Source organism: Neobacillus vireti, assembly GCF_001026695.1.
GTDB classification, from domain to species: domain Bacteria; phylum Bacillota; class Bacilli; order Bacillales; family Cytobacillaceae; genus Neobacillus; species Neobacillus vireti.
The window spans coordinates 354,716-376,806 of the sequence record NZ_LDNB01000014.1; the positions used below are offsets into that span (position 1 = coordinate 354,716).

Annotated in this window: 18 protein-coding genes and 1 riboswitch; of the genes, 15 read left to right on the top strand and 3 right to left on the bottom strand. The window is 42.9% G+C overall.

Annotation, left to right across the window (positions count from 1 at the left end; genetic code table 11):
• Positions 1 to 2: 2 nt before the first annotated feature.
• Complete coding sequence (locus tag AA980_RS19055) at positions 3 to 779, bottom strand: M15 family metallopeptidase (protein ID WP_024028536.1); 777 nt, start codon at positions 777 to 779, stop codon at positions 3 to 5.
• 225 nt (positions 780 to 1,004) lie between these two features.
• Positions 1,005 to 1,089, top strand: a riboswitch (cyclic di-GMP riboswitch).
• 52 nt (positions 1,090 to 1,141) lie between these two features.
• Here AA980_RS19055 and AA980_RS27315 point away from each other — a divergent pair.
• From AA980_RS27315 to AA980_RS19100, 9 genes are all read left to right on the top strand, one after another.
• Complete coding sequence (locus AA980_RS27315; RefSeq protein WP_156351183.1) at positions 1,142 to 1,306, top strand: hypothetical protein; 165 nt, start codon at positions 1,142 to 1,144, stop codon at positions 1,304 to 1,306.
• 600 nt (positions 1,307 to 1,906) lie between these two features.
• Complete coding sequence (locus AA980_RS19060; protein ID WP_024028535.1) at positions 1,907 to 3,592, top strand: serine hydrolase domain-containing protein; 1,686 nt, start codon at positions 1,907 to 1,909, stop codon at positions 3,590 to 3,592.
• A 92-nt stretch (positions 3,593 to 3,684) separates the two neighbouring features.
• Positions 3,685 to 5,748 carry a beta-N-acetylhexosaminidase gene (gene nagZ, locus AA980_RS19065; RefSeq protein ID WP_024028534.1) on the top strand — a complete coding sequence of 688 codons (2,064 nt, stop codon included), beginning with the start codon at positions 3,685 to 3,687 and terminating at the stop codon, positions 5,746 to 5,748.
• A gap of 27 nt (positions 5,749 to 5,775) precedes the next feature.
• A complete protein-coding gene (locus AA980_RS19070; RefSeq protein ID WP_024028533.1) occupies positions 5,776 to 7,035 on the top strand; it encodes an exo-beta-N-acetylmuramidase NamZ family protein in 1,260 nt (419 codons plus the stop codon).
• 939 nt (positions 7,036 to 7,974) lie between these two features.
• Positions 7,975 to 8,877, top strand: a complete 903-nt coding sequence (locus AA980_RS19080; protein ID WP_024030000.1) for an ABC transporter ATP-binding protein — start codon at positions 7,975 to 7,977, stop codon at positions 8,875 to 8,877.
• A 1-nt stretch (position 8,878) separates the two neighbouring features.
• Entirely contained in the window at positions 8,879 to 9,616 is a 738-nt protein-coding gene (locus AA980_RS19085; protein WP_024029999.1) for an ABC transporter permease, read from the top strand.
• Positions 9,617 to 9,621: 5 nt separating this feature from the next.
• Positions 9,622 to 10,755, top strand: coding sequence for a sensor histidine kinase (locus AA980_RS19090; RefSeq protein WP_024029998.1), 1,134 nt, complete (start codon positions 9,622 to 9,624; stop codon positions 10,753 to 10,755).
• On the top strand, positions 10,752 to 11,354 hold the full coding sequence (locus AA980_RS19095) for a response regulator transcription factor (RefSeq protein WP_024029997.1): 603 nt from the start codon (positions 10,752 to 10,754) through the stop codon (positions 11,352 to 11,354). Before AA980_RS19090 ends, AA980_RS19095 begins: the two co-directional genes overlap by 4 nt.
• Positions 11,355 to 11,658: 304 nt before the next feature.
• A complete protein-coding gene (locus AA980_RS19100) occupies positions 11,659 to 12,945 on the top strand; it encodes a UDP-glucose dehydrogenase family protein (protein WP_024029996.1) in 1,287 nt (428 codons plus the stop codon).
• A 131-nt stretch (positions 12,946 to 13,076) separates the two neighbouring features.
• Here the strand turns inward: AA980_RS19100 and AA980_RS19105 are convergent, their stop codons facing one another.
• A complete protein-coding gene (locus AA980_RS19105) occupies positions 13,077 to 14,387 on the bottom strand; it encodes a nucleotide sugar dehydrogenase (protein WP_024029995.1) in 1,311 nt (436 codons plus the stop codon).
• A gap of 376 nt (positions 14,388 to 14,763) precedes the next feature.
• On the opposite strand from AA980_RS19105, the gene AA980_RS19110 reads away from it, so the two are divergent.
• The 4 genes from AA980_RS19110 to AA980_RS19125 all read left to right on the top strand — a co-directional run bounded on the left by AA980_RS19110 (position 14,764) and on the right by AA980_RS19125 (position 18,882).
• Positions 14,764 to 15,867: a DegT/DnrJ/EryC1/StrS family aminotransferase gene (locus tag AA980_RS19110; protein ID WP_024029994.1), complete on the top strand. Its 1,104-nt coding sequence runs from the start codon at positions 14,764 to 14,766 to the stop codon at positions 15,865 to 15,867.
• Complete coding sequence (locus AA980_RS19115) at positions 15,868 to 16,950, top strand: Gfo/Idh/MocA family protein (protein WP_024029993.1); 1,083 nt, start codon at positions 15,868 to 15,870, stop codon at positions 16,948 to 16,950.
• A complete protein-coding gene (locus tag AA980_RS19120; protein ID WP_047771876.1) occupies positions 16,947 to 17,819 on the top strand; it encodes an NAD-dependent epimerase/dehydratase family protein in 873 nt (290 codons plus the stop codon). Before AA980_RS19115 ends, AA980_RS19120 begins: the two co-directional genes overlap by 4 nt.
• Positions 17,820 to 17,892: 73 nt before the next feature.
• On the top strand, positions 17,893 to 18,882 hold the full coding sequence (locus AA980_RS19125) for a glycosyltransferase family 4 protein (protein WP_024029991.1): 990 nt from the start codon (positions 17,893 to 17,895) through the stop codon (positions 18,880 to 18,882).
• A gap of 73 nt (positions 18,883 to 18,955) precedes the next feature.
• Here AA980_RS19125 and AA980_RS19130 read toward each other — a convergent pair whose 3' ends face one another.
• Positions 18,956 to 19,960: a DUF4855 domain-containing protein gene (locus AA980_RS19130; protein ID WP_024029990.1), complete on the bottom strand. Its 1,005-nt coding sequence runs from the start codon at positions 19,958 to 19,960 to the stop codon at positions 18,956 to 18,958.
• A 267-nt stretch (positions 19,961 to 20,227) separates the two neighbouring features.
• Between AA980_RS19130 and AA980_RS19135 the strand changes: the two genes are divergently transcribed.
• Together AA980_RS19135 and AA980_RS19140 are read left to right on the top strand one after the other, a co-directional pair.
• Positions 20,228 to 21,223 carry a glycosyltransferase family 4 protein gene (locus AA980_RS19135; RefSeq protein ID WP_024029989.1) on the top strand — a complete coding sequence of 332 codons (996 nt, stop codon included), beginning with the start codon at positions 20,228 to 20,230 and terminating at the stop codon, positions 21,221 to 21,223.
• Positions 21,224 to 21,312: 89 nt separating this feature from the next.
• A complete protein-coding gene (locus AA980_RS19140; RefSeq protein WP_024029988.1) occupies positions 21,313 to 22,005 on the top strand; it encodes an N-acetyltransferase in 693 nt (230 codons plus the stop codon).
• The last annotated feature ends 86 nt before the right edge of the window (positions 22,006 to 22,091 follow it).

The following is a 22,091-nucleotide window of genomic DNA, read 5'->3' on the forward strand; positions in this document are numbered from 1 at the left end:
AGTTAATTATTAACTGGTGTTGCGTTGTTGTATTCTTCGAGTGTAATGCCGCGGCTCATGATTTCTTGGGCGATTGCTTTTCCGACGTAGCGGAGGTGCCATGGTTCGTATTGGTATCCGGTGATGGCGTCTCTTCCTTTTGGATAGCGGATAATAAAGCCGTATTCTGCCGCATGGTTCTCGAGCCAGCTGGCCGCTTCCGTCCCTTCGAAACATTCCTCTGCGGCGCATTTTCCGTCCCCGCCAGTCACATCGATGGCAAGGCCTGTTTCATGCTCGCTCGTTCCAGGGACAGCACTGTACCTTTTGGCTGCTTCATACCCATCTGATTTAACATAGTGATTGAACAAACTGGTTTGGACCTCGTGGGATCGGTAAGCCGAAACACCGAGTAATTTCACACCCTCCTGGTTAGCACCAGCAAATAATTTTTCAATGGCGGCTGCTGCGGCTGCCCGCATTTTTCGCTTTTCGATTTTCTCTTTAAAGGTGAAAGGGATGTCTGGATAAATCAAATCTGTCGGCTTGTAATGATCAGGCAGCTTATTCAGCTTGTTAACCAGCACCGGGATTATTTCTGGATTGGAAACTACATGGATGCTTGACCCGTTTTTGAGGTGTTTAACGCTTTTCAGCGTGTCAGTTGAATGCTTGCTAGCAGAAATCGGCTGTTGCTCAACCGTTTTCCTCTCACTTTCAAAATGACTCTTCCCCACGCAGCCCGCTAAAGCGACCCCAAATATGATTAGACATAGAATGATAAATCTAAACTTTGTCATAGTAAACTTCCTTTTTATAAAAATTAACTTCAATAATCAGCATGGACACTATTAAAAGCTTTAAAACATGCCAGAAAAATAAAGCCCACAATCCCAAACGATAGTAGGTAGCAAAATAATACCCTCTTTTCAAAGATTTAAAACGACCATATTTTTACACTTGATGGGTCTAAAGACTCTTTTTTTTTATATTCAAGTTGCATATGCTTTTTATGACACATAAATCGTACGAAACGGCAAAACCATTGAAAAATGGTGACGCAAAACTAGAGGGGCTAATGTTTAACGACGATGCTAGCCAGTTGCCGAACACGACCAACTCCTGCGATTTATGTTAACCAATCGATTGAGGAGGTTTTTATGTGTTAAAAATGTTAATTAAGGGCCGGTACTTTTATCATGTATTCCAGCACCGCCACAATGAGCTGCTGCAGCAAGATTGCTTGTGTGAGGATTTAAAAGCAAAGCTAAAGATTAAATCAATCTACCATAATAGTAAGGTCGTTGAACTTGGTTCATTGATCTAACTTAACTTTAATTGATAATGAAAAAAGCCTAGGAATCCTCCTAGGCTTTTTATGATGAATAAATTAAGCAGTTTAATGGGACATTACTTCAGTGCCATCATCATGGCCCCACACCCAGGAATAGTTCCTGGGTGTTTTTTATTACTAAAATGTGGATAAATTAATGAAATTTGTGGACAGCTTTCCAAAAAATGTTGATGAAACCGGAAGATTTGTGGATATTCTTTATCTGATTAAATTGAAAGATGGGTAATCCACAAGGATTTGTTGATATCCATGTGGATAACATGAAAAAGGTGTTGATAACTAATTAGAAAATGTGGATAAAGTACTGGAAACTGTGGATATTTTAAAAATTAGTCATTTTGCACGGGCATAAAGGGGGAATCCTTACTTTGAATTTCCAATTTTCAAAAAATAAACCAATTGACACACAACTAAATACCTAATAAATGAAGCGAATTGGCCAGGTATAGGTATTATGTGGTATAGACGACTATACATCAATCCGTATATCCTTTAACTATAAGCTGTAAGCGGTAACAGTCATAATACATAGCAATTCCGCTTACAATTAATTGTTCAGCCAAAGGAGGATTTATGAAAAGTAAAACTATTATTTTATCCACTGTCTGTACTGTCTTTTTCGGAACGGCAACTGCTTTTGCCAGTAGTGATGCAGCCATTGTTCCAACGATTGAAAAGAAAGAAAAGTCAGGTTCTACCGCTTCCGAGAAACCCCACCCTGTTTTCACCTGGAATTCAAACTTAGTCCCAGTTTCAAGCGTTCTTCATCCCGGCTCAGCAAAAGGAGCTGGCATGGTAACAGCGCCACTCCAGCAAATTGATCAAATTATGAACCAAGCCATTTCGGAAAAAGTCATGCCCGGTGCGGTTGCCTTTGTTGCCAGGGGTGGAACAATCGTAAAGCATACCGCGTACGGGAAATCCGCGCAATACACTGATGGCAAGTTTACCGAAATGGAAAATCCGGTCTCGATGAAAGAGGACACGATTTTCGATCTCGCATCGATTAGTAAAATCTTCACGGCCACAGCAGTAATGGTTCTCTATGAACAAGGCTTATTTGCACTCGATGATCCGGTTGCCAAATACATCCCGGAATTTGCCGCTAACGGCAAAGAAAACGTCACTATCCGCCAGCTGCTGACACACACATCCGGATTCGTCTCCTGGATTCCACTCTATTCACAAGGGAACTCGCGCGACGAGAGATTGCAGTTAGTTTTCAGGCAGCCATTAAAAAATCCGCCAGGCACCGCCTACGAATATAGCGATTTAAACATGATTACCTTAGGTGCGTTGGTTGAGCGATTATCCGGCAAGCGTCAGGATGTATTCGTGAAAGAGCATATCACGGGGCCATTAGGGATGAAGGACACGATGTACAATCCGCCTGCCTCCTTGAAAAAACGGATTGCAGCCACAGAATTCCAAGCAACGCCAAACCGGGGCCTTGTTTGGGGGGAGGTTCACGATGAAAATGCCTGGTCGCTTGATGGTGTCGCCGGTCATGCCGGGGTTTTCTCAACAGCTGAAGATCTTGCTAAACTCACGTATATTTTCATCAATGATGGAAAGTATGGTGGAAAAAGAATCCTGAAGCCAGCAACGATTAAGCTATTGCTTGAAAATCAAAATGAGCGTTTCCCTGGCGATGACCACGGGCTTGGCTGGGAGCTCGGACAAGGCTGGTACATGGACGCCTTATCGGAAGGCACCTATTCCTTTGGGCACACAGGTTATACAGGAACGTCAATTGTCGTCAGCCCGAACAATAAAACGATTGCGATTCTATTGACCAACCGGGTTCATCCGAGCAGAAATACCGTTTCGACGAATCAAACAAGGCGATTATTTGCCAGACAGGTAGCAGACGCGATTCCAGTTTCGATTCCTGGTAAGGATTCCGCTTGGTTTGCAGGCTATGGCGATCAGGTGAACCGTGTCATGGAGGCCCCACTTAATCTGAAAAAAGACGCCAAACTGACATTTAGCACCTGGTATATGACAGAGTTTGGCTGGGATTTCGGCAATGTCGAAATTTTTCAAAACGGCGCTTGGAAAAAACTAACGGAGCTTACAGGCACCAGCAACGGCTGGGAGAAAAAAGAAGTGATCATCCCAAAAGACGCGGAAAAATTGCGCTTTGTTTATAAAACGGATACGGCAACAAACGGCCGCGGCTGGTATGTGCTGAATCCAAAACTCGATTCTTCGGTGTTGAAGTTTAGCAGCAATGAATGGGAGTTAAGGAATTACTAATTTTATAAAAAGAGGCGGGCGAATGAACCGCAGAAGTTTAACATCAACGACTGGCAGTTAAGAGACTACTAAAAAATAGAGGAGGAGAAACCATGCGTAAATTTTTAAAGACGCTGATCACCTCATGTTTGGGATTTGCCCTATTATTAACGGGAATTCCGCATTCAGGGGCAACGGCGGCTTCAGCAATCAAAGACGTAGTGATTGACCTTAACGTTCCGCAAGTTACGAGAGAAGTGAAAGACAACCAAATTGATTTGAATGCACTAAATGTTTATGATGACGGCCATTTTATGCTGGCTTCGGAGCACCTAACCTGGAAGTCTTCTAATAAAAATGTCGCCTCTGTCAAAGATGGTGCAGTTACCTTATCAGGGCATAACGGGAAAACATTTATCTCAGTCAGCGATGGCAAGTACAATGATCGAATTTCGATTCAATTCAAAGGGAATCAAGGGGAGATCCTTGTGGAAAAAGAAAAAGGATCACGCTATTCTATTATCGGCAAGGCGATTAAGCAGATGACGATCGAAGAAAAGGTCGGACAAATGCTGATGCCGGACTTCCGTACTTGGAAAGGGCAGAATGTCACGGTAATGAATGATGAAATTGTCCAGCTTGTCAAGAAATATCATCTTGGCGGTGTCATTCTGTTCCGGGAAAACACAGAAACGGCAGCGCAAACAACGAAGCTTGTCAGTGCTTATCAGGATGCAGCGGAGAAATATGGGCTGTTGATTTCTATTGACCAAGAAGGCGGTATCGTTACACGTTTGCAATCCGGAACAGATTTTCCTGGGAGCATGGCGCTTGGAGCTTCAAGGTCTGAAGAATTGGCTGAAAAGGTTGGCAAGGCAATTGGTGAAGAACTAAATGCTGTTGGGATTAATATGAATTTTGGTCCTGTTCTCGATACTAACAATAATCCTGATAATCCGGTCATTGGCGTTCGTTCATTTGGCGAAGACCCAGCCCTCGTGGCAAAATTGGGCAATGCCTATATTAAAGGACTTCATGAAACGGGCACAGCTGCTACTGCAAAGCATTTTCCGGGGCATGGTGATACGGCGACTGATTCACATTTAGGATTGCCGGAAGTGCCGCATGATATCGACCGTTTGAAAAAGGTGGAATTATACCCATTCCAGCAGGCAATGGATGCTGGAATAGATGCGGTAATGTCGGCACATGTAACCTTCCCAAAAATCGATAATACAAAAGCCATTTCGAAAAAGGATGGTACGGAAATTGCTGTACCTGGGACACTTTCCCATAAGGTATTAACCGGTCTAATGCGCGAAGATATGGGCTTTAAGGGTGTTATTGTGACGGATGCGATGAACATGCAGGCGATCGCCGACCATTTCGGCCCTGTTGATGCTGCTATTCGTGCGGTAAAAGCGGGAACGGATATTGTCTTAATGCCTGTAGGACTTGAATCCGTAGCTAATGGCCTTTACGATGCAGTGAAATCCGGAGATATTTCTGTAGATAGACTTGACCAGTCCGTTGAGCGAATTTTAACGCTAAAATTAAATCGCGGCATCGTTAAGGCTGAAGTAGAAAAGAGCCTTGATGAAAAGGTTTCTAATGCTGAAAAAACTTGGAGATCAGCGGAACATTTACAAATTGAAAAAGAAGCAGCAGCTAAATCGATTACACTTGTGAAAAATAGCGGCGTTCTTCCGTTAAAAGCAGGAGTGAACGATAAAATCGTTGTTGTGGGTTCGAGTGCGCCTACTCTTTTAGCTGAGGTTCAAAAACACCACAAAAATGTAACAATGATCAATACTGCAGCACCGCTTACAGGTGCCAATTTGACTGAAGCGAAAACAGCAAAATATATCATTGTTGGAACCAATACTTCCACAGTGAGCGGAAGATTGCCTTCTGCCAGTTTAATGAAGCTAGCCAATCAAATGATTGACGAAACGGATGCTTCGGTAATTGGTGTAGGAATTCGAAATCCGTATGATATTATGGCCTATCCTAAGGTAGATGCGTATCTGACACAGTACGGAACGAAGGACGTAAGCTTTGAGGCGGCGGTAAACACAATTTTCGGTGTAAATAAACCTTCAGCCAAGCTTCCGGTTACAATCTTTAACCAGGATGGCAGTGTCTTATACGGATTTGACCATGGTTTAGGGTTTTGATTTTTCAAAAACACGAGGAGGAGTACGATGAAAAAGAAATGGCTTACGGGGATTCTTGTGCTGTTGTTGGTCCTTTCCACGGTATCGGCGGCAGTTGCCAAGAACGATAATGACCAAGGAAAGAATAATGGGAAGTTCCGTTTAGGTGTTGAGGTGTTATTAAAGGATCGTCTCGACTTAATTAAAGGGAAGCGAGTTGGTTTAATTACCAATCCGACCGGCGTCGACCAAGAGCTTACTAGTATCGTAGATTTGCTGTATAAAAACCCAAATATCAAGCTAACAGCATTATATGGCCCGGAGCATGGTGTCCGCGGCAGTGCTCCTGCTGGTTCGTATGTTGAATCGTATATTGATGAAAAGACAGGAATTCCGGTTTACAGCCTTTATGGAGCGACGAAAAAGCCGACACCGGAAATGCTGAGCAATGTTGATGTCTTGTTATTTGATATTCAGGATGTAGGAGCACGTTTTTACACGTATATTTACACGATGGCGTTAGCGATGGAAGCGGCGAAAGAAAATAATATACCTATTATCGTCCTTGACCGTCCGAACCCAATCAGCGGTGCAAAGGTGGAAGGACCGATTTTAGAAGATAAATATTCATCTTTTGTCGGTGAATACCCGATTCCTGTCCGCCACGGGATGACAGTCGGAGAATTAGCTAAGCTATTCAATAAGGAGTTCAAGATTGGCGCTGATTTAACGGTTGTTAAAATGCAAGGCTGGAAGCGGAGCATGTATTACGATGACGCTGATTTACAATTCGTTATGCCGTCACCGAACATGCCAACATTAGATACGGCATTAGTGTATCCGGGTGCCTGCTTGATTGAAGGAACCAACGTATCAGAAGGCCGTGGAACGACAAGACCGTTCGAATTAATTGCCGCTCCGTTCATCAATAGCGATGACCTAGCAGCAAAATTGAATTCTTACCATTTACCGGGAGTTACTTTCCGTGCAGCGTCGTTTATCCCTTCAACATCGAAGTTTGTGAACCAGTTAAGCCACGGCGTTCAAATCCATGTCACCAACCGGAATTCCTACAAACCATTTGAAACCGGCTTAACGATTGTCAAAACCATCCATGATATGTATCCGGACAAATTCCAATTCCGGGCACCAGACAAAAACGGCATTTCCTTCTTCGATAACCTTGTCGGCAACGGCTCCATCCGAGCTGGAATCGAAGCAGGTAAATCGATCGAACAAATGAAGAAAGAATGGGAGCCAGGACTGAAGAAATTCATGGACGTCCGGGAGAAGTATTTATTATACTAATTTTTCCAGTTATAAAGGACCTTCTATATAGGAGGTCCCTTTTTTTAACTTGGAATTTTAGCTGGAAAAATGGGTTTGGCGATATAAGTTGTGAGTTTGGCGAAATAGTTCTCCAGTTTGGCGAGATAACTACCGAATTTGGCGAGATTCATCCGAAGTTTGGCGAGATTATCCTTAAAATAGGCGGAATCCCTTGTCTAGTTAAGCAAGAAAAACGGGTTTGGCGATATAAGTTGTGAGTTTGGCGAAATAGTTCTCCAGTTTGGCGAGATAACTACCGAATTTGGCCAGATTCATCCGAAGTTTGGCGAGATTATCCCTAAAATAGGCGGAATCCCCTGTATAGTTAAGCAAGAAAAACGGGTTTGGCGATATAAGTTGTGAGTTTGGCGAAATAGTTCTCCAGTTTGGCGAGATAACTACCGAATTTGGCGAGATTCATCCGAAGTTTGGCGAGATTATCCCTAAAATAGGCGGAATCCCTTGTCTAGTTAAGCAAGAAAAACGGGTTTGGCGATATAAGTTGTGAGTTTGGCGAAATAGTTCTCCAGTTTGGCGAGATAACTACCGAATTTGGCCAGATTCATCCGAAGTTTGGCGAGATTATCCCTAAAATAGGCGGAATCCCCTGTATAGTTAAGCAAGAAAAACGGGTTTGGCGATATAAGTTGTGAGTTTGGCGAAATAGTTCTCCAGTTTGGCGAGATAACTACCGAATTTGGCGAGATTCATCCGAAGTTTGGCGAGATTATCTCAAAAATCGGCGAGAACCCCAACTCTTCCGCGTATCAAACCATACCTTTTCCCTTAAAATCCATCCCTCTGCAATATCCTTCAGAAATATGACTTTTGTCACCTCATTTTAATGACAATGCTTACTAAAAACCTCCACCTCTAAAGCGTACAATGAAATCAAGTAATCAGGAGGTGTTCAAGAGAATGAACAAAATTGTAAGCTTAACAAACGTAACAAAGTCATTTCAACATAAAACAGCTGTAAACGATGTATCTTTCACGATTGGAAAAGGGGAAGTCGTGGCGATTCTTGGGCCGAATGGGGCTGGGAAAACCACTACCATCTCGATGATCTTAGGTCTGCTGAAGCCATCCGCAGGCGAGATCAAATTATTCAACCACCAGCCGCATGAAAAACAAGTCCGTGAGAAAATTGGCACGATGCTCCAAGAGGTGAGTGTCATGCCCGGCTTGAAGGTGCGGGAAATTCTTGAGTTAATTAGCAGCTACTACCCAAATCCGCTCGGAATCCAGCAACTCATCGAACTTACAGGTCTCACCAATCAAGATCTGAAAACACGGGCGGAAAAATTATCAGGCGGCCAAAAGCGGCGTTTAAGCTTTGCGCTCGCACTCGCCGGAAATCCGGAGCTGATCATTTTTGACGAGCCGACAGTCGGTATGGACATCACATCAAGAAATCGCTTTTGGCAAACAGTCCACCAAATGGCCGCCCAAGGGAAAACGATTATTTTTTCAACGCATTATCTGCAGGAAGCGGATGATGCCGCAGGGCGAATCCTACTTTTTAAAGATGGTGCCGTGGTCGCAGACGGAACGCCGGCACAAATCAAATCCAGGATTTCAAAGCAGTCCGTTTCCTTTTTCGTCGACCCGGAAATGTCGCTGGAAAAATTGTATCTCCACAGTGAGATTGATGATATCTACAGAAAAAACAACCGGGTTTACATCCAATCCTCAAATACGGACCGAGTATTGGAGCTAATTTTTCAAGAAAAAATTGGTGCACGGGATATCCAAATTGAACGCGGCAAGCTAGAGGAAGCATTCGAACAGCTGACTAGCGGCGCGAAGGAGGCTATATAAAATGAAAACATTTAAAATGCAGTGTAAATACGAAATCATCCGGGTGCTAAGGAATCGCTATTTTGTCTTTTGGTCGCTTGTGATGCCGATTCTCTTCTATTATATTTTTACCAATGTCGTGAACACGAATGCCCCGGATAAGGCGGAATGGCAGGCACATTACCTGATGTCAATGACAGTGTTCAGTGTGATGGGTTCGTCGATGATGACACTTGGAATCCGCATGGTCCAGGAACGTTCGCAGGGCTGGGCGACGTTCATCCGTATCACGCCGCTGTCCGACACGGTCTATTTTGCGGCACAAATGATTGGTCAAAGCGTAATTCATATGCTCTCGATTACAATCATTTTTATCGCAGGTGCACTTATCAATGGAGTTTCACTCACCGCGCTAGAATGGATTATGAGCGGATTATGGATTTTACTCGGCTCGCTGCCATTCCTCGCGATCGGCACCTTAATCGGATTGATGAAAAAAGTAGAGACCGCTGCAGGCGTCAGCAATGTGATTTATATGGTGCTCGCGATAGCAGGCGGCCTATGGATGCCGCTCGAAATCATGCCTAAAATCATGCAATCAATCGGAAAATGGCTGCCGTCGTATAATTTTGGCAATGGCGCATGGGAAATCATCCGCGGCAATATGCCGGATTGGAGAAATATTCTGATATTAATCGCCTATTTAGCCGTATTTATGCTACTATCGAAGTATATTAGACGAAAACAAGAAGCGGTGTGATCAAGTTGAAAAAGTCGTTTAGCATCTTTCCAAGGCAGTTTGGATTTTTTCCCTATATCTTTCTTATTTATATCGCATTTCCTGTCATTTATGTAACGAAGGAATCAGGGCTAAAGCAGCTGTTGGGCTATGGGATGGTGCTACTATTTTTGGTCACGTACCGCCAGCTTTATTTTTCAATGGGAAAAAGAAAATTTACTTACTGGTTAGCGGTTCAACTGGCCATTGTGTTTATCTTTAGTATGTTTTATAACTTAAACTACATGTTTTTAGGGTTTTTCCCAGCGAATTTTATCGGCTGGTATCACAATAAAACGGTGTTTAGGCGTGGTCTGATCGGCTTGGTGTGTGTGCAATTTATTCCGTTCATCTATCGTATGATCGAGCAGAAGAGTTTTTTCACGCCAGGAGAGCTCCTGTATTTTATTCCATTTCTCATCATCATGCTGATTTCGCCGTTTGGGATCCGCTCGATGAACCGGCGGATGGAGCTTGAGAAAGAGCTGGATCAAGCGAATAAGCAAATTGAAGAGTTGGTTAAGCGCGAGGAGCGGGTGCGGATTGCCCGCGACCTCCATGACACGCTCGGCCATACATTATCCCTGTTGACGCTAAAAAGCCAGCTTGTGCAAAGATTGACCGCGGTTGATCCAGAACGGGCACGGCTTGAAGCGAAGGAAATGGAAGTGACCTCCCGGGCAGCATTAAAGCAGGTCCGCGAGCTAGTAACTGATATGCGGGCAGCAACGATTGCCGAGGAGCTGCTCCAGGCGCAGCAAATCTTAAGAGCAGCGGGAATAACTTATCAGTACGATGGAGATGTTGATTTTTCAAAGACCTCTCCCTTTATTCAAAATATCGTCGGGATGTGTATCCGTGAAGCCTCGACCAATGTTGTCAAGCACAGCCGGGCCGCACATTGTTCGATTTCTATCAAGCTTACAGTTGAGAAAATGAGTGCGGTGGTGTGCGATGATGGGATGGGAGTTGAGCGGAACAAGCGCTTTGGCAATGGATTGAAGGGGATGGAGGAGCGGCTGGCGCTGATAGATGGGTCGATGTCCCTTTCGAATCATAACGGGGCGGTTTTGGAAATCACAGTTCCGATAATAAAAAAAGCAGGGGAGACTGCGGGATGATTCGCTTGTTTATAGCTGAAGATCAACGAATGTTATTGGGGGCGTTGGGCTCCTTACTTGATTTAGAGGAAGATATGGAGGTAATCGGCCAGGCGCTGAATGGAGAGGAAGCGCTCGCCTCAATACTCAAGCTTGAGCCAGATGTTTGCTTAATGGATATTGAAATGCCCGTCTTGAACGGGCTGGAGGTTGCTGAGGAGCTCGCACGCCGGTCTGCTTCCTGCAAGGTCATTATTTTAACTACGTTTGCCCGGCCGGGGTACTTTGAACGCGCCGTAAAAATCGGTGTCCATGGGTACTTACTGAAGGATGGCGAGATTGATGAGCTCGCTGATGCGATTCGCAAGGTGATGGCAGGAAAACGGGTATTCAGCCCCGAGTTAACCTTTGATGTCATCCGCGAAGAAAATCCGCTGACGCCAAAAGAACAAGAGATTTTGAGATTAGCAGCGTTAGGGAAAACGACAAAGGAAATCACATCGGAGCTCTTCCTATCATCCGGTACGGTCCGTAACTATATCTCGGAAATTATCCATAAGCTAGATGCGAAAAATCGAACCGAAGCCGCTGCCATCGCCGAGAAAAAAGGCTGGATTTAGCGGTGGTGTAGAGGTACCTTTTATAGGTGCCTTTTTATTATGTCAGGGGAGTGGGATTTCCGGCCATGACGGTCAAAAATAATGATAATTGTGCCCGATGAGCGAGATTTCCGGCCAATACGGTCACAAATAATGATAATTATGCCCGGTGCGCGAGATTTCCCGCCATTACGGTCACAAAAAAACCTCACACTCTCCTCATAGGGAATTTCCCCATTTTATCGCCCTTTCTATGTTGGACAACCTTCCTCCTATTCATTCGCAGAATAAATTAATACGAGCGGTGAAGGGGGAATAAATTATTGTGAAAATTTTAATCGTCGGCACAGGGTATGTCGGGACGACGACAGGCCTTATTTTTTGTGAGATGGGCCACCAGGTAACAGGCCTGGACCTTGATGATCACAAATTACAAGCATTAAAGGCTGGTAAACTATATTTCTATGAGCCCGGCCTTGAGGAGTTGCTAAGCAGGCATGTCGCCGCCAAAAATATTTATTTTACAAAAAACACAAAAAAAGCTGTAAAAGAAAATGATATTATCTTTATTTGCGTCGGTACACCAATGGAAACTGATGGGAGTGCGAATCTTACTTATGTAAAAAATGTCGCCGAGTCCATCGGCAAATATATGAACAAATCTAAAATCATTGTGACGAAAAGCACGGTGCCAGTGGGGACGGCTGAGCTAGTGGAGAAATGGGTCAGCGGAAAGCAAGCTACCCCTATTCGATTTGATGTCGTCTCCAATCCCGAGTTTCTGCGTGAGGGTTCAGCCCTTCAGGACGCACTAAATCCTGACCGAATTATTATTGGCACCAAAAGTGAAAAAGCGCGAAAAATTATGAAGGAATTATACAAAGATTTTCACTGCCCAATCGTTATAACCAACCCAAAGGCCTCCGAAATGATCAAATATGCCGCCAATTCCTTCCTTGCCATGAAGATTTCTTATATCAACGAGTTAGCTCGACTATGTGACGCCCTCAACATCAATGTGAATGAGGTTTCAAAGGGCATTGGGCTCGATACTCGGATTGGACCGCAGTTCCTCCGGGCCGGAATGGGGTATGGCGGTTCCTGTTTTCCAAAGGATGTGAACGCGTTAATCCAAACCGCGAAGGAGCAGGGCAAGCCGCTATCCATCTTAGAGAGTGTTGTTAAAGTCAACGAAAAGCAGCCCATTTATATTATTGAAAAAATCAAGCAGGCCCTCGGCGGGAATTTGATAAATAAGAAAATTGCTGTTCTTGGCTTATCATTTAAAGCGAACACAGACGATACAAGGGAGTCGCCGAGTCTTCGTTTAATTGACCGTCTGCTAGCAGAACAGGCGCAGGTGAAGGTGCACGATCCAGTCGTAAAAATTGCTGCAAGGCCGTCTCTCGTGCAGCTTCAAAGTGTAGAGGAAACGGTTGCCGGCGCAGAGGCGCTTGTTATTGGCACTGACTGGGATGAATACAAGGTACTTGAATGGGTGAACCTTAAGCCACTAATGGCCCATCCGTACATTTTCGATGGGAGAAACATGCTTGATAAGAGAATGGTAACGAATATAGGGTTTTATTATGAAGGAATCGCAAACCATTAAACTAAAAAAGGAGCATGGAGCATGCTCTTTTTTTTAGCCAGGTAAATATAACTTTCCCGTCAGGCAGCAACGCCCGGTCTTCGCCTATCGGCTCTTAAAATCGACGATTTATCATTACCAGTTCAATGACTTTACAGTTCGGCTCCTTCACCGAGGCGAACGACAACGGAAGTACCATGATGTCCGCTTGTCACATTCCTTGTATCAAAAACAAGAGGTGCCTGATGTAGAATTTTGCCAAGCGGAATGATGGAATGGTCTGTTAAAATAATCACACAATCCATTTCACTTAACACCTGCTCTGTTAACTCCGTATTTGTAAATAAATGACCATCAATAATAATCGAAGGAACATAGGGATCATGATAGCGGACATTGGCTCCTTTTTGTTTGAACTTCTTAATAACCTCTAGAGTCGGAGAATCGCGCGTATCCGCAACATCTTTTTTATATGTGATACCGTAAATCAAAATTTTGGCAGATGGTAGAGAGTGTTTCGGCTTTAAAAGTTCTTCGGTACGGGTCACGATATAGTCTATCATTCTTTCGTTTGTCCGGTCTGAGATTGTAATAAACTCACTGCTTGTCTCAAATTGCTGCAGTTTCCATTGAAGATATAAAGGATCAACTGGAATACAATGTCCTCCTATTCCGGGACCTGGATAAAACGGGGTAAATCCATAGGGTTTTGTAGAAGCAGCTCCGACTACTTCCCAGATATCAACTTTTAAGTGATCACAAAGAATGGCCATCTCATTAATAAATGAAATATTAACAAAACGGAAGGTATTTTCAAGGAGCTTGGTCAACTCAGCAGCTTCCGTTGAGGAAACGGGAACAACTTCTCGATAAACTTTTCGATAAAGGGACAATGCTTTCTCCTTGCACTTCTTCGTCACTCCCCCTAAGACCTTTGGGATATCTTCCACCCGATACTTTTCATTACCAGGATCAATTCTTTCTGGTGAATTAGCCAGGAAGAAATCTAAGCCGACCTGTAACCCGCTTTGTTCAAGAATCGGCAATAATACTTCCTTTGTAGTACCAGGAAAGGTGGAACTTTCTAAAATTACAAGCTGTCCTTTTTGCAGTCTCTTCTGAATCTCCTTTCCTGCGCTCATGATAAAACTTAAATCAGGTGTTTTATGTTTAGTAAGTGGTGTCGGTACACAAATAATAATAGAGGTAACGTCTGTTAATTCATCAAAATTTGTGGTTGCTTGGAATTGCCCACTGTCAACTACCTTTTTTAACGAAATGTCATCTATGTCTCCAATATAACTTTTTGAACATTGAAGCTTCGTGACTTTGCTAGCATCCATATCAATGCCTTTCACATGGAACCCCTTTTCCGCCAGCAAGACAGACAAGGGAAGACCCACATACCCTAAGCCAATAACAGCAATTTTTTCTTTTTCCCACTGTGAATCATCGCTATTCATTCATCTATTCTCCTTTCCTCGCCTCTAAAAAATTTAATACATTTTAAAATATGTTCGACAGAAGGGATGGAAATGGACAAGCAACTACATTACGAAATTTGGGTGTCATTTTTTTTGAAAAATATGTTGGAAATACATTTGACTGATTCCGTTTATGTAATAGGTTGCACCCACTCAGAATTAGCGGAAATTGAATAATGAGTAGTTACAAGCCGTTTCACCCTATATATGTAAGTCATAGATTAGGGAGAAATAATTTAATTACTATATCAAATGCAGTTTATCTGGATTTCCTGCTTGAACGAGCAAAAGTAAAAAAAAGTACCAAGTATCCAGGTGTTACCTGCATGTTCGATATAGAGATAAGGAGAGAAAGATGATAAATCTAGTAGATTTAAAACGTCAGTTTCAAAGTGTTGAAAATGAAGTTCTCCATGGAATAGCGGAGGTGATTAAAAGCGGTCAGTATATTTTAGGTCCAAAAGTGCGGGAGCTTGAAGAGAAAATATCAACAAAGCTCGGTGTCACTGAAGCAGTTGCGGTTGCAAATGGTACTGATGCACTTGTACTTACACTTGAAGCGTATGGAATTGGAGTGGGAGATGAAGTCATTACTACCCCTTTTACCTTCTTTGCAAGTGCAGAGGCTATCTCGCGTGTCGGTGCTGTGCCTGTCTTTGCTGATGTTGATCCAGGCACATACAATATTGATCCCGCTGAAATAGAAAGAAGAATAACCACAGCTACTAAGGCGATCATTCCAGTTCATTTATTTGGACAACCTGTTGATATGGATAAAATCACAGAGATTGCCAAAAAGCACGGACTTCTAGTGATTGAAGATGCCTGTCAGGCTTTTGGAGCTACTTATAAGAATAAGAGGGTGGGGAGTCTGGGAGACGCTGCATGTTTCTCTTTTTTTCCAACTAAAAATCTCGGCACCATGGGGGATGGAGGGATCATTACGACTTCAGACGTGGAACTTGCCGGAAAAATTAGAAAACTCCGTACTCATGGAACAACGAAGAAATATTATCATGACCAAATCGGCTATAACAGCCGCCTTGATGAGCTGCACGCCGCAATCTTGCTTATCAACCTCACTAAAATAGATGAATGGAATCAAAAAAGGAGAGAGCTTGCTGACCGTTATCGTCAGCACCTCAGGGACGTGCCATACTTAACCATGCCGGTTGAGTCAGAAGACGGCTCTCATATTTATCACCTGTTTTGCATGGAGTCAGATCGTCGAGAAGAACTCATGCAGGACCTTTTGAACGCACAGATTCAAACTGGAGTGTATTATCCGCGGTGCCTGCATTTACAAGAAGTGTACTCCTTGCTCGATTATAAGAAAGGGGATTTTCCGATAGCTGAATCGTTATCAGAAAAACTTTTTGCCATTCCGATGCATCCGTTTTTAACAGAGAATGAACAAGATCAAATTATTGCCCTTTTACGGCAAAAGGGAGGAAGCTAAATGGTCGTTCGATTTGGCTTGATCGGCTGTGGTTATATTTCAAGAAAACATCTTCAGGCAATAGCCGGCTGTAAGGATGCACAGCTAGTAGCGATCAGTGACCTGCATGAGGTGAGAATGGATGGAACAAAGAAATATTACCAAACCATTTCAGGTGATCTCCATCCCATTAAATGTCATAAAGACTATAAAGAGTTGCTCGCGGATGCGCAAGTTGATGCAGTCATTATTGCTTCTTTTTCCGGACTTCATGCAATGATGGCAAAAGACGCTCTCCTCTCGGAAAAGCATGTAGTTCTTGAAAAGCCGATGGCGCTGTCTATCGAAGAGGCAAATGAATTGATAGTACTGGCAGAGAAACAGCAAAAGGAGCTAATGGTTTGCCATCAGCTTCGGTTTCGACCGTTGATGCAAAAAATTAAAAAGTTGATTGATGAAGGGAGAATGGGAAAACCGTATTTAGGGATTTCATCCATTCGGATTAATCGCTCCCCTAGCTATTATTCTGCTGCGGCTTGGCGGGGAAATTGGGCCAGTGATGGCGGAATGCTGATCAATCAAGGGATTCATCTTGTCGATTTGCTACAATGGTTTCTTGGTGATGTTAAAACCGTATATGGAGAAATTGTTCAATCGTCTCTATTAAAGGAAACCGAGGATGTAGCTGTAGGGGTCATTAACTTCAAAAATCAAGCAAAGGGGATCATTGAGGCTAATATTGTGACCAAGCCTAATAATTTGGGATATTCTTTAACTATTTTTTGTGAGAAAGGGACGATTTCCATCGAAGGCCCTTCTCTCAATAAAATATCCCGCTGGTTTATTGAAGGAGAGGAAACGAATGAGGAAGAGCTTGATCAACTCATCCGTGATGGGAATGAACAGATTTATATGTATGAAGACTTTATAGAGGCGGTAAATTCAGAAGAAAAGCATGTGCTGATTGATGGAACGGAAGCGAAAAAGGCGCTTGAAATTATTTTTGCACTTTATCAATCGGAATTATCTAAACAGGTGATACACTTTCCTTTAACTTCGTTCTCCACAGCTGACATGAGTAGAAAGGAAGGAGAAAATCCATGAATCTTGGAAAAGTAGCGGTAACAGGCGGAGCGGGATTTTTAGGGTCGCAGCTAGTGAGAAGGCTTATGCCTTTATGTGATCATATTTATATCATTGATGATTTATCGACTGGAAACAGGGCAGCCATTCCAAAATCAGACCAGATCACCTTTTATGAAGCAAGTATCACAAATGAAAAAATACTGGAAGAGGTATTGCCCCATGTGGAGTATATTTTCCATTTTGCTTGTAAAAATCTTGTCTTATCCGTTGAAAATATGAATGATGATTTCGAAACGAACCTATACGGAGGCTACTTGCTGCTTCAAAAGGCCGAGGAATGCTGCCGGGGGTTAAAGCGCTTTGTCTATGCTTCAACCACCTCGATTTACAGCCATGCTGACATCCTGCCTACACCAGAATTTTACTATAATATCAAACTTCCCTATGCAGCTAGTAAATTCTCGATGGAGCATTATTGCCATGTTTACCATCAAATGTATCAAATGCCGGTTAGCATTCTAAGATTTTCAAATGTTTATGGACCAGGCCAACTTGCCTCTAATCCGTATTGTGGGGTGGTAGCTAAATTCTTTGAAGCCGCGCAAAATCAACAGCCAATGATTATTTACGGTGATGGCAGCCAAACGCGGGATTTTACGTACGTAGAAGATGCGATGGACGCTGTCTTGTTGGCAGCTGTACAAGAGAATGCAGTAGGAACTGTTTATAACGTTGGAACCGGAATGGAAACCAGCGTTCTTGACCTTGCAAAAGAGGTTCAAAAGGCTAGTGGGCAAAAAGACCTTCCCCTTCAGTTTGCGCCAAAACGAAAAGTGGATGTCGTGCAGCGAAGAAGTATTCTTGCTGAGAAAATTCAAGCTGAATAGAATTGGCAAAAACCACATTCTATCACAGAGGGGATTGCAAAAACCTATGCTTGGTTAAAAGGAGTGGAGGAAAATGAGAATCTTCCACGGGACAATTGAAATCGCCGGCCAAATGGGAATTTTGAGCAGTGCCCTGACAAAAAAGGGGCATTGCTCTGTCGGCTATAATACGTTCCATTCTTATCTTGGTTATAAAGATTTCCTCATCAATACAAATCAGGGCGGGCTTGAGGAAAGGGTCCAGGAAATTTTAGAGGAATATGATCTGTTTCATTTTCATTACGGATCGACCCTCTTACCGGAATTTGCGGATCTGCCAGAAATTAAAAGCCAACATAAAAAAATGATTATGCATCACTGGGGTAATGACGTAAGGTTTCATGATCAAGCAAGAAAGAACAATCCCTATGTTTATACGGGTGATTCACCATCCAATGAAGACATCCATGCCAAATTAATGAAAATTACGGAACACATTAAAGAAGCGATTGTTCAGGACTACGAAGTGTATGATTACGTCAAGGATTATTATGAAAAGGTACATGTTGTTCCGATTGCCATTGATCTTACACATTTTCAGCCGCACTATCCGTCAGTGCATAAAGATCGGCCACTCATCCTCCATGCCCCAACTAATCCGGATTTTAAGGGCACCTTCTATATTGAAAAGACGATTGAACGATTGAAAGAAGACTACGACTTTGAGTATCGGCGAATTGAAAAAATGAATCATGAGGAGGTCATTAAGCTATACAAGGATGCGGATATTATTATTGACCAGGTTTTATGCGGGTCCTACGGCTTACTTAGTGTGGAATCGATGGCGCTGGGGAAGCCTGTGTTAACGTTTATTCGTCCGGATCTCATTTCCTCGTTTCCAGCAGAATTGCCGATTGTGAACGCCAATCCGGATAACTTATACGAACAGGTCAAACGGCTGCTTGATAACCCTGATCTGCGTAGAGATCTTGGTGTAAGCGGCCGCCAGTATGTGGAAAAGGTTCATTCACATGAAATAATCGCGGATCGATTGCTCGCAATCTATGCAACATTAAGGGGCTAGAGAAGAACAATTTGACGCTGTTTTTCCGCAAAAAAAACTGGTTTCAAGGAATTGAAACCAGTTTATGCTTTTCTTAAGACGGGAATGCTGCTGTCGGATATATTGGTTCATAGTCTTTTTTTATGAAGGAATAGAGGCAGGCATATTCGTTAGGATGATTTTCATAAATATCCCGCATCGTTTGATTAGGAAATTGAAAGACGAGGAGGCTTTTGTTCATATACTCGTTGTGTACGCCATAGTTTAAATAATCAAACAAATGATTTTCCTTATAAAGATGGCCTTTCCCAAAAGTGATTTGCATGCCGATATGGTAATACTTTGCAAATATGGTGGAGTGGACAATCCATTTATAATCTGGTCCAGCTGTTCCGTAAAAGTTTGGATGGGTGCAGGTAGCGTCAAATCCAAATTTCCTCCATTCCACACACCCGGCAGAGCCATACTGCTGCAGCCATAATGACAACAGTCCTTTTATGCGAATATAGGCGTTCACCTTTCTAACAAGGCTTTCATCCCGGCCGTCTACCGATGCTCGCGGCCAGACAAACCCTTGGAATGTTAATTTTTCATGGAGTCGATCAAATTTTTTCCATTTTTTTAAAAACTGATCAATCCACCACGTCATTGCCAAAAACCTGTGTTCTTCAGTTTTGAAATTTATCCATTTTCCCTTTAAAAAGCCAAACTTTGTTTGAGTAAGATTCGGATAAGGTATCGTCACCCATATATCTGTTTTCTTTCCGTCTGCAGTGTTACTAGCTGCAGCATCCAAATTATATTCATCCATAAAAAGCCTTTTTAATGCCAGCTTCCAATCCTGTTTTGCTGGTAATACCCCAAAATCGGCATACATCGGGTATAGAAAATGATTTTTCCTGCCACTGATTGGATTGAAGATCAAGCCCCCAAACATTGAATCTACAGGTTCGCCGTTAACTAAATAAGTTTGATACGGCATTAAATCCTCAGCAGTCCAATTGGTAATCCCATTTTCAGTTTCCTCTCCATAGGGAAGCAGGCAAAGGTGATTTTGTATACCAAGCTCTTCTGCTGTCATATATTCATTTGTTGACAAGTGATTCCCATCCCTTCCATATTGTCGAGCTCCATCGCCTAGGAGCTCGGGGTCATAAGCCAATCCGTCAGAAGGCTAAAAAGCAGACTCCTCGCGGGCTTGTCTTATGCCTGTCGCCCCTCTAGCAAGGCGCATGCGACTTTCATATTGTCCTATTACAGCGTATGAGCTCCTCGAAAAATGGTGAGTCCGCTTGTCCCCATTTTAAATATTTCAAATAACCAACTTATCCAAAGTGAATATACTATAGCGGAAGGAGAGATAAGTATGAAAATTGTCCATGCCCCTACTGAAATTGCCGGGCAGATGGGGATTATTTGTAAGGAACTGAGGAAGAAAGGGCATTTCGCTGCTGGATATAACGGCTTTCACACGTATTTGAATTATAAGGGAGATATTATCAATACAGACGCATTTGAGGTGATGAAGGAACTGGAATTTTTAGTTGAGAATACTGATATTTTCCACTTCCATAATGCCAACACATTTATGCAGGATTTTGCAGATCTTCCGTTATTAAAGGAACTGGGAAAGAAAATGGTGATGCATCATTGGGGAAGTGATGTTCGTAGTGTTAGAATGGTCAGAAAGCTGAATCCCTATCGGCTTCCACCGACCTATTATACGGATTTAGAAATTGACAGGCAGCTTAAATATGTAACGAAGTATATTGATACAGCAATCGTCCAGGATTATGAAGCCTACCCTTACGTAAAAGACTATTACAAAAAGGTATTTGTTCTCCCGCTTGCTTGTAATGTTGAGGACTTTGAGGTGTCGTACCCATTGGTTACAAATGATAACCCTGCCATTGTCCATGCGCCAACCAATCGATCATTTAAAGGTTCAAACCATGTAGAAGCGGCTGTTAACCAACTACAAGGCAAAGCTGAGTTTACGTATCAGATTGTCGAAAAAATGAGTCATGAAAAGGCCATCGCGATCTATAAGGATGCAGATATCATTATTGATCAGCTGCTGTGTGGAACATATGGAATGTTTAGTGTCGAAGCGATGGCCATGGGCAAACCGGTTGTTGCTTTTATTAGAGACGATGTACGTAACAAGTTTCCTGCTGAATTGCCAATTGTACAAGCAACCCCGGAAACGCTTGCCGATGTCCTGCTTGAATTAATTCAAAATCCTGAGCGACGCCATGAAATCGGAAGAGCCGGCAGAAGGTATGTGGAAACCTATCATTCAGCTGAACGAGTGACGAATGAGCTTATTACGATCTATCAGCAGCTATTACAGGGTGAGTAAAGTAGGGCAGCAGTTTCCCTTAAATAGAAGAGAAAATTTGGTGCTAAGAATTGCCCAGCTATTTTTATAACGGAGAAGGGGGAATGCGTATGATCCATGCATCAGCACAAATAGGTGAAAATGTCACGATCGGGGAGTACGTAGTGATCGAAGAAAATGTCACAATAGGAAACAATGTATCGATCAGGCATCACGTGGTTATTAAAAAAGATACAATAATTGGTGATTTTGTTCAAATTGGAGAACTGACAGTCCTTGGGAAACCGACTTCTTCCAATAAAAAAATGGCACGCAAGCCAGGAAAAACTCTTGATCCATTAATGATCGAGGCTCATGTCACGATTGGCTGCAACAGCGTAATTTACCGCGATGTAAAGCTTGAAACCGGTGTGTTTGTTGGTGATCTAACAAGTATCCGTGAAAAAGTAACCGTCGGCGAAGACAGCATTATTGGACGTAATGCCATCGTTGAGACAAACACGAAAATTGGAAAGCGCGTTACCATTCAAACAGGCTGCTATATTACAGCAGATATGGTGATTGAAGATGAGGTGTTTATCGGCCCTTGCTGCTCATCCTCTAATGACAAGTATATGGGGATGGGGAATTTCAAGCATCAAGGACCAGTTATTAAGAGCGGAGCCAAAATTGGAAACAACGCAACTCTCTTACCAGCTATTACGATTGGTGAAAAATCAATAGTCGGAGCGGGTTGTGTAGTTACGAAGGATGTTCCTGCTAATAAGACGGTTGTCGGTAATCCTGGGAGAATAATACGGTGAAATTCAAGGGAGAAGAATATTTAAAATAGGAACAAGGTTCCGGCCCTCTTGTCCCTCCATATGTTATCAATGACCTTATTATAGGC

Bases quoted from the DNA above. Each gene is read 5' to 3' on its own strand.
- AA980_RS19095 (WP_024029997.1), top strand. From the start codon at position 10,752: ATGATTCGCTTGTTTATAGCTGAAGATCAACGAATGTTATTGGGGGCG.
- AA980_RS19140 (WP_024029988.1), top strand. From the start codon at position 21,313: ATGATCCATGCATCAGCACAAATAGGTGAAAATGTCACGATCGGGGAG.
- AA980_RS19125 (WP_024029991.1), top strand. From the start codon at position 17,893: ATGAGAATCTTCCACGGGACAATTGAAATCGCCGGCCAAATGGGAATT.
- AA980_RS19080 (WP_024030000.1), top strand. From the start codon at position 7,975: ATGAACAAAATTGTAAGCTTAACAAACGTAACAAAGTCATTTCAACAT.
- AA980_RS19085 (WP_024029999.1), top strand. From the start codon at position 8,879: ATGAAAACATTTAAAATGCAGTGTAAATACGAAATCATCCGGGTGCTA.
- AA980_RS19055 (WP_024028536.1), bottom strand. From the start codon at position 779: ATGACAAAGTTTAGATTTATCATTCTATGTCTAATCATATTTGGGGTC.
- AA980_RS19120 (WP_047771876.1), top strand. From the start codon at position 16,947: ATGAATCTTGGAAAAGTAGCGGTAACAGGCGGAGCGGGATTTTTAGGG.
- AA980_RS19110 (WP_024029994.1), top strand. From the start codon at position 14,764: ATGATAAATCTAGTAGATTTAAAACGTCAGTTTCAAAGTGTTGAAAAT.
- AA980_RS19060 (WP_024028535.1), top strand. From the start codon at position 1,907: ATGAAAAGTAAAACTATTATTTTATCCACTGTCTGTACTGTCTTTTTC.
- AA980_RS19115 (WP_024029993.1), top strand. From the start codon at position 15,868: ATGGTCGTTCGATTTGGCTTGATCGGCTGTGGTTATATTTCAAGAAAA.
- nagZ (WP_024028534.1), top strand. From the start codon at position 3,685: ATGCGTAAATTTTTAAAGACGCTGATCACCTCATGTTTGGGATTTGCC.
- AA980_RS19135 (WP_024029989.1), top strand. From the start codon at position 20,228: ATGAAAATTGTCCATGCCCCTACTGAAATTGCCGGGCAGATGGGGATT.
- AA980_RS19105 (WP_024029995.1), bottom strand. From the start codon at position 14,387: ATGAATAGCGATGATTCACAGTGGGAAAAAGAAAAAATTGCTGTTATT.
- AA980_RS19070 (WP_024028533.1), top strand. From the start codon at position 5,776: ATGAAAAAGAAATGGCTTACGGGGATTCTTGTGCTGTTGTTGGTCCTT.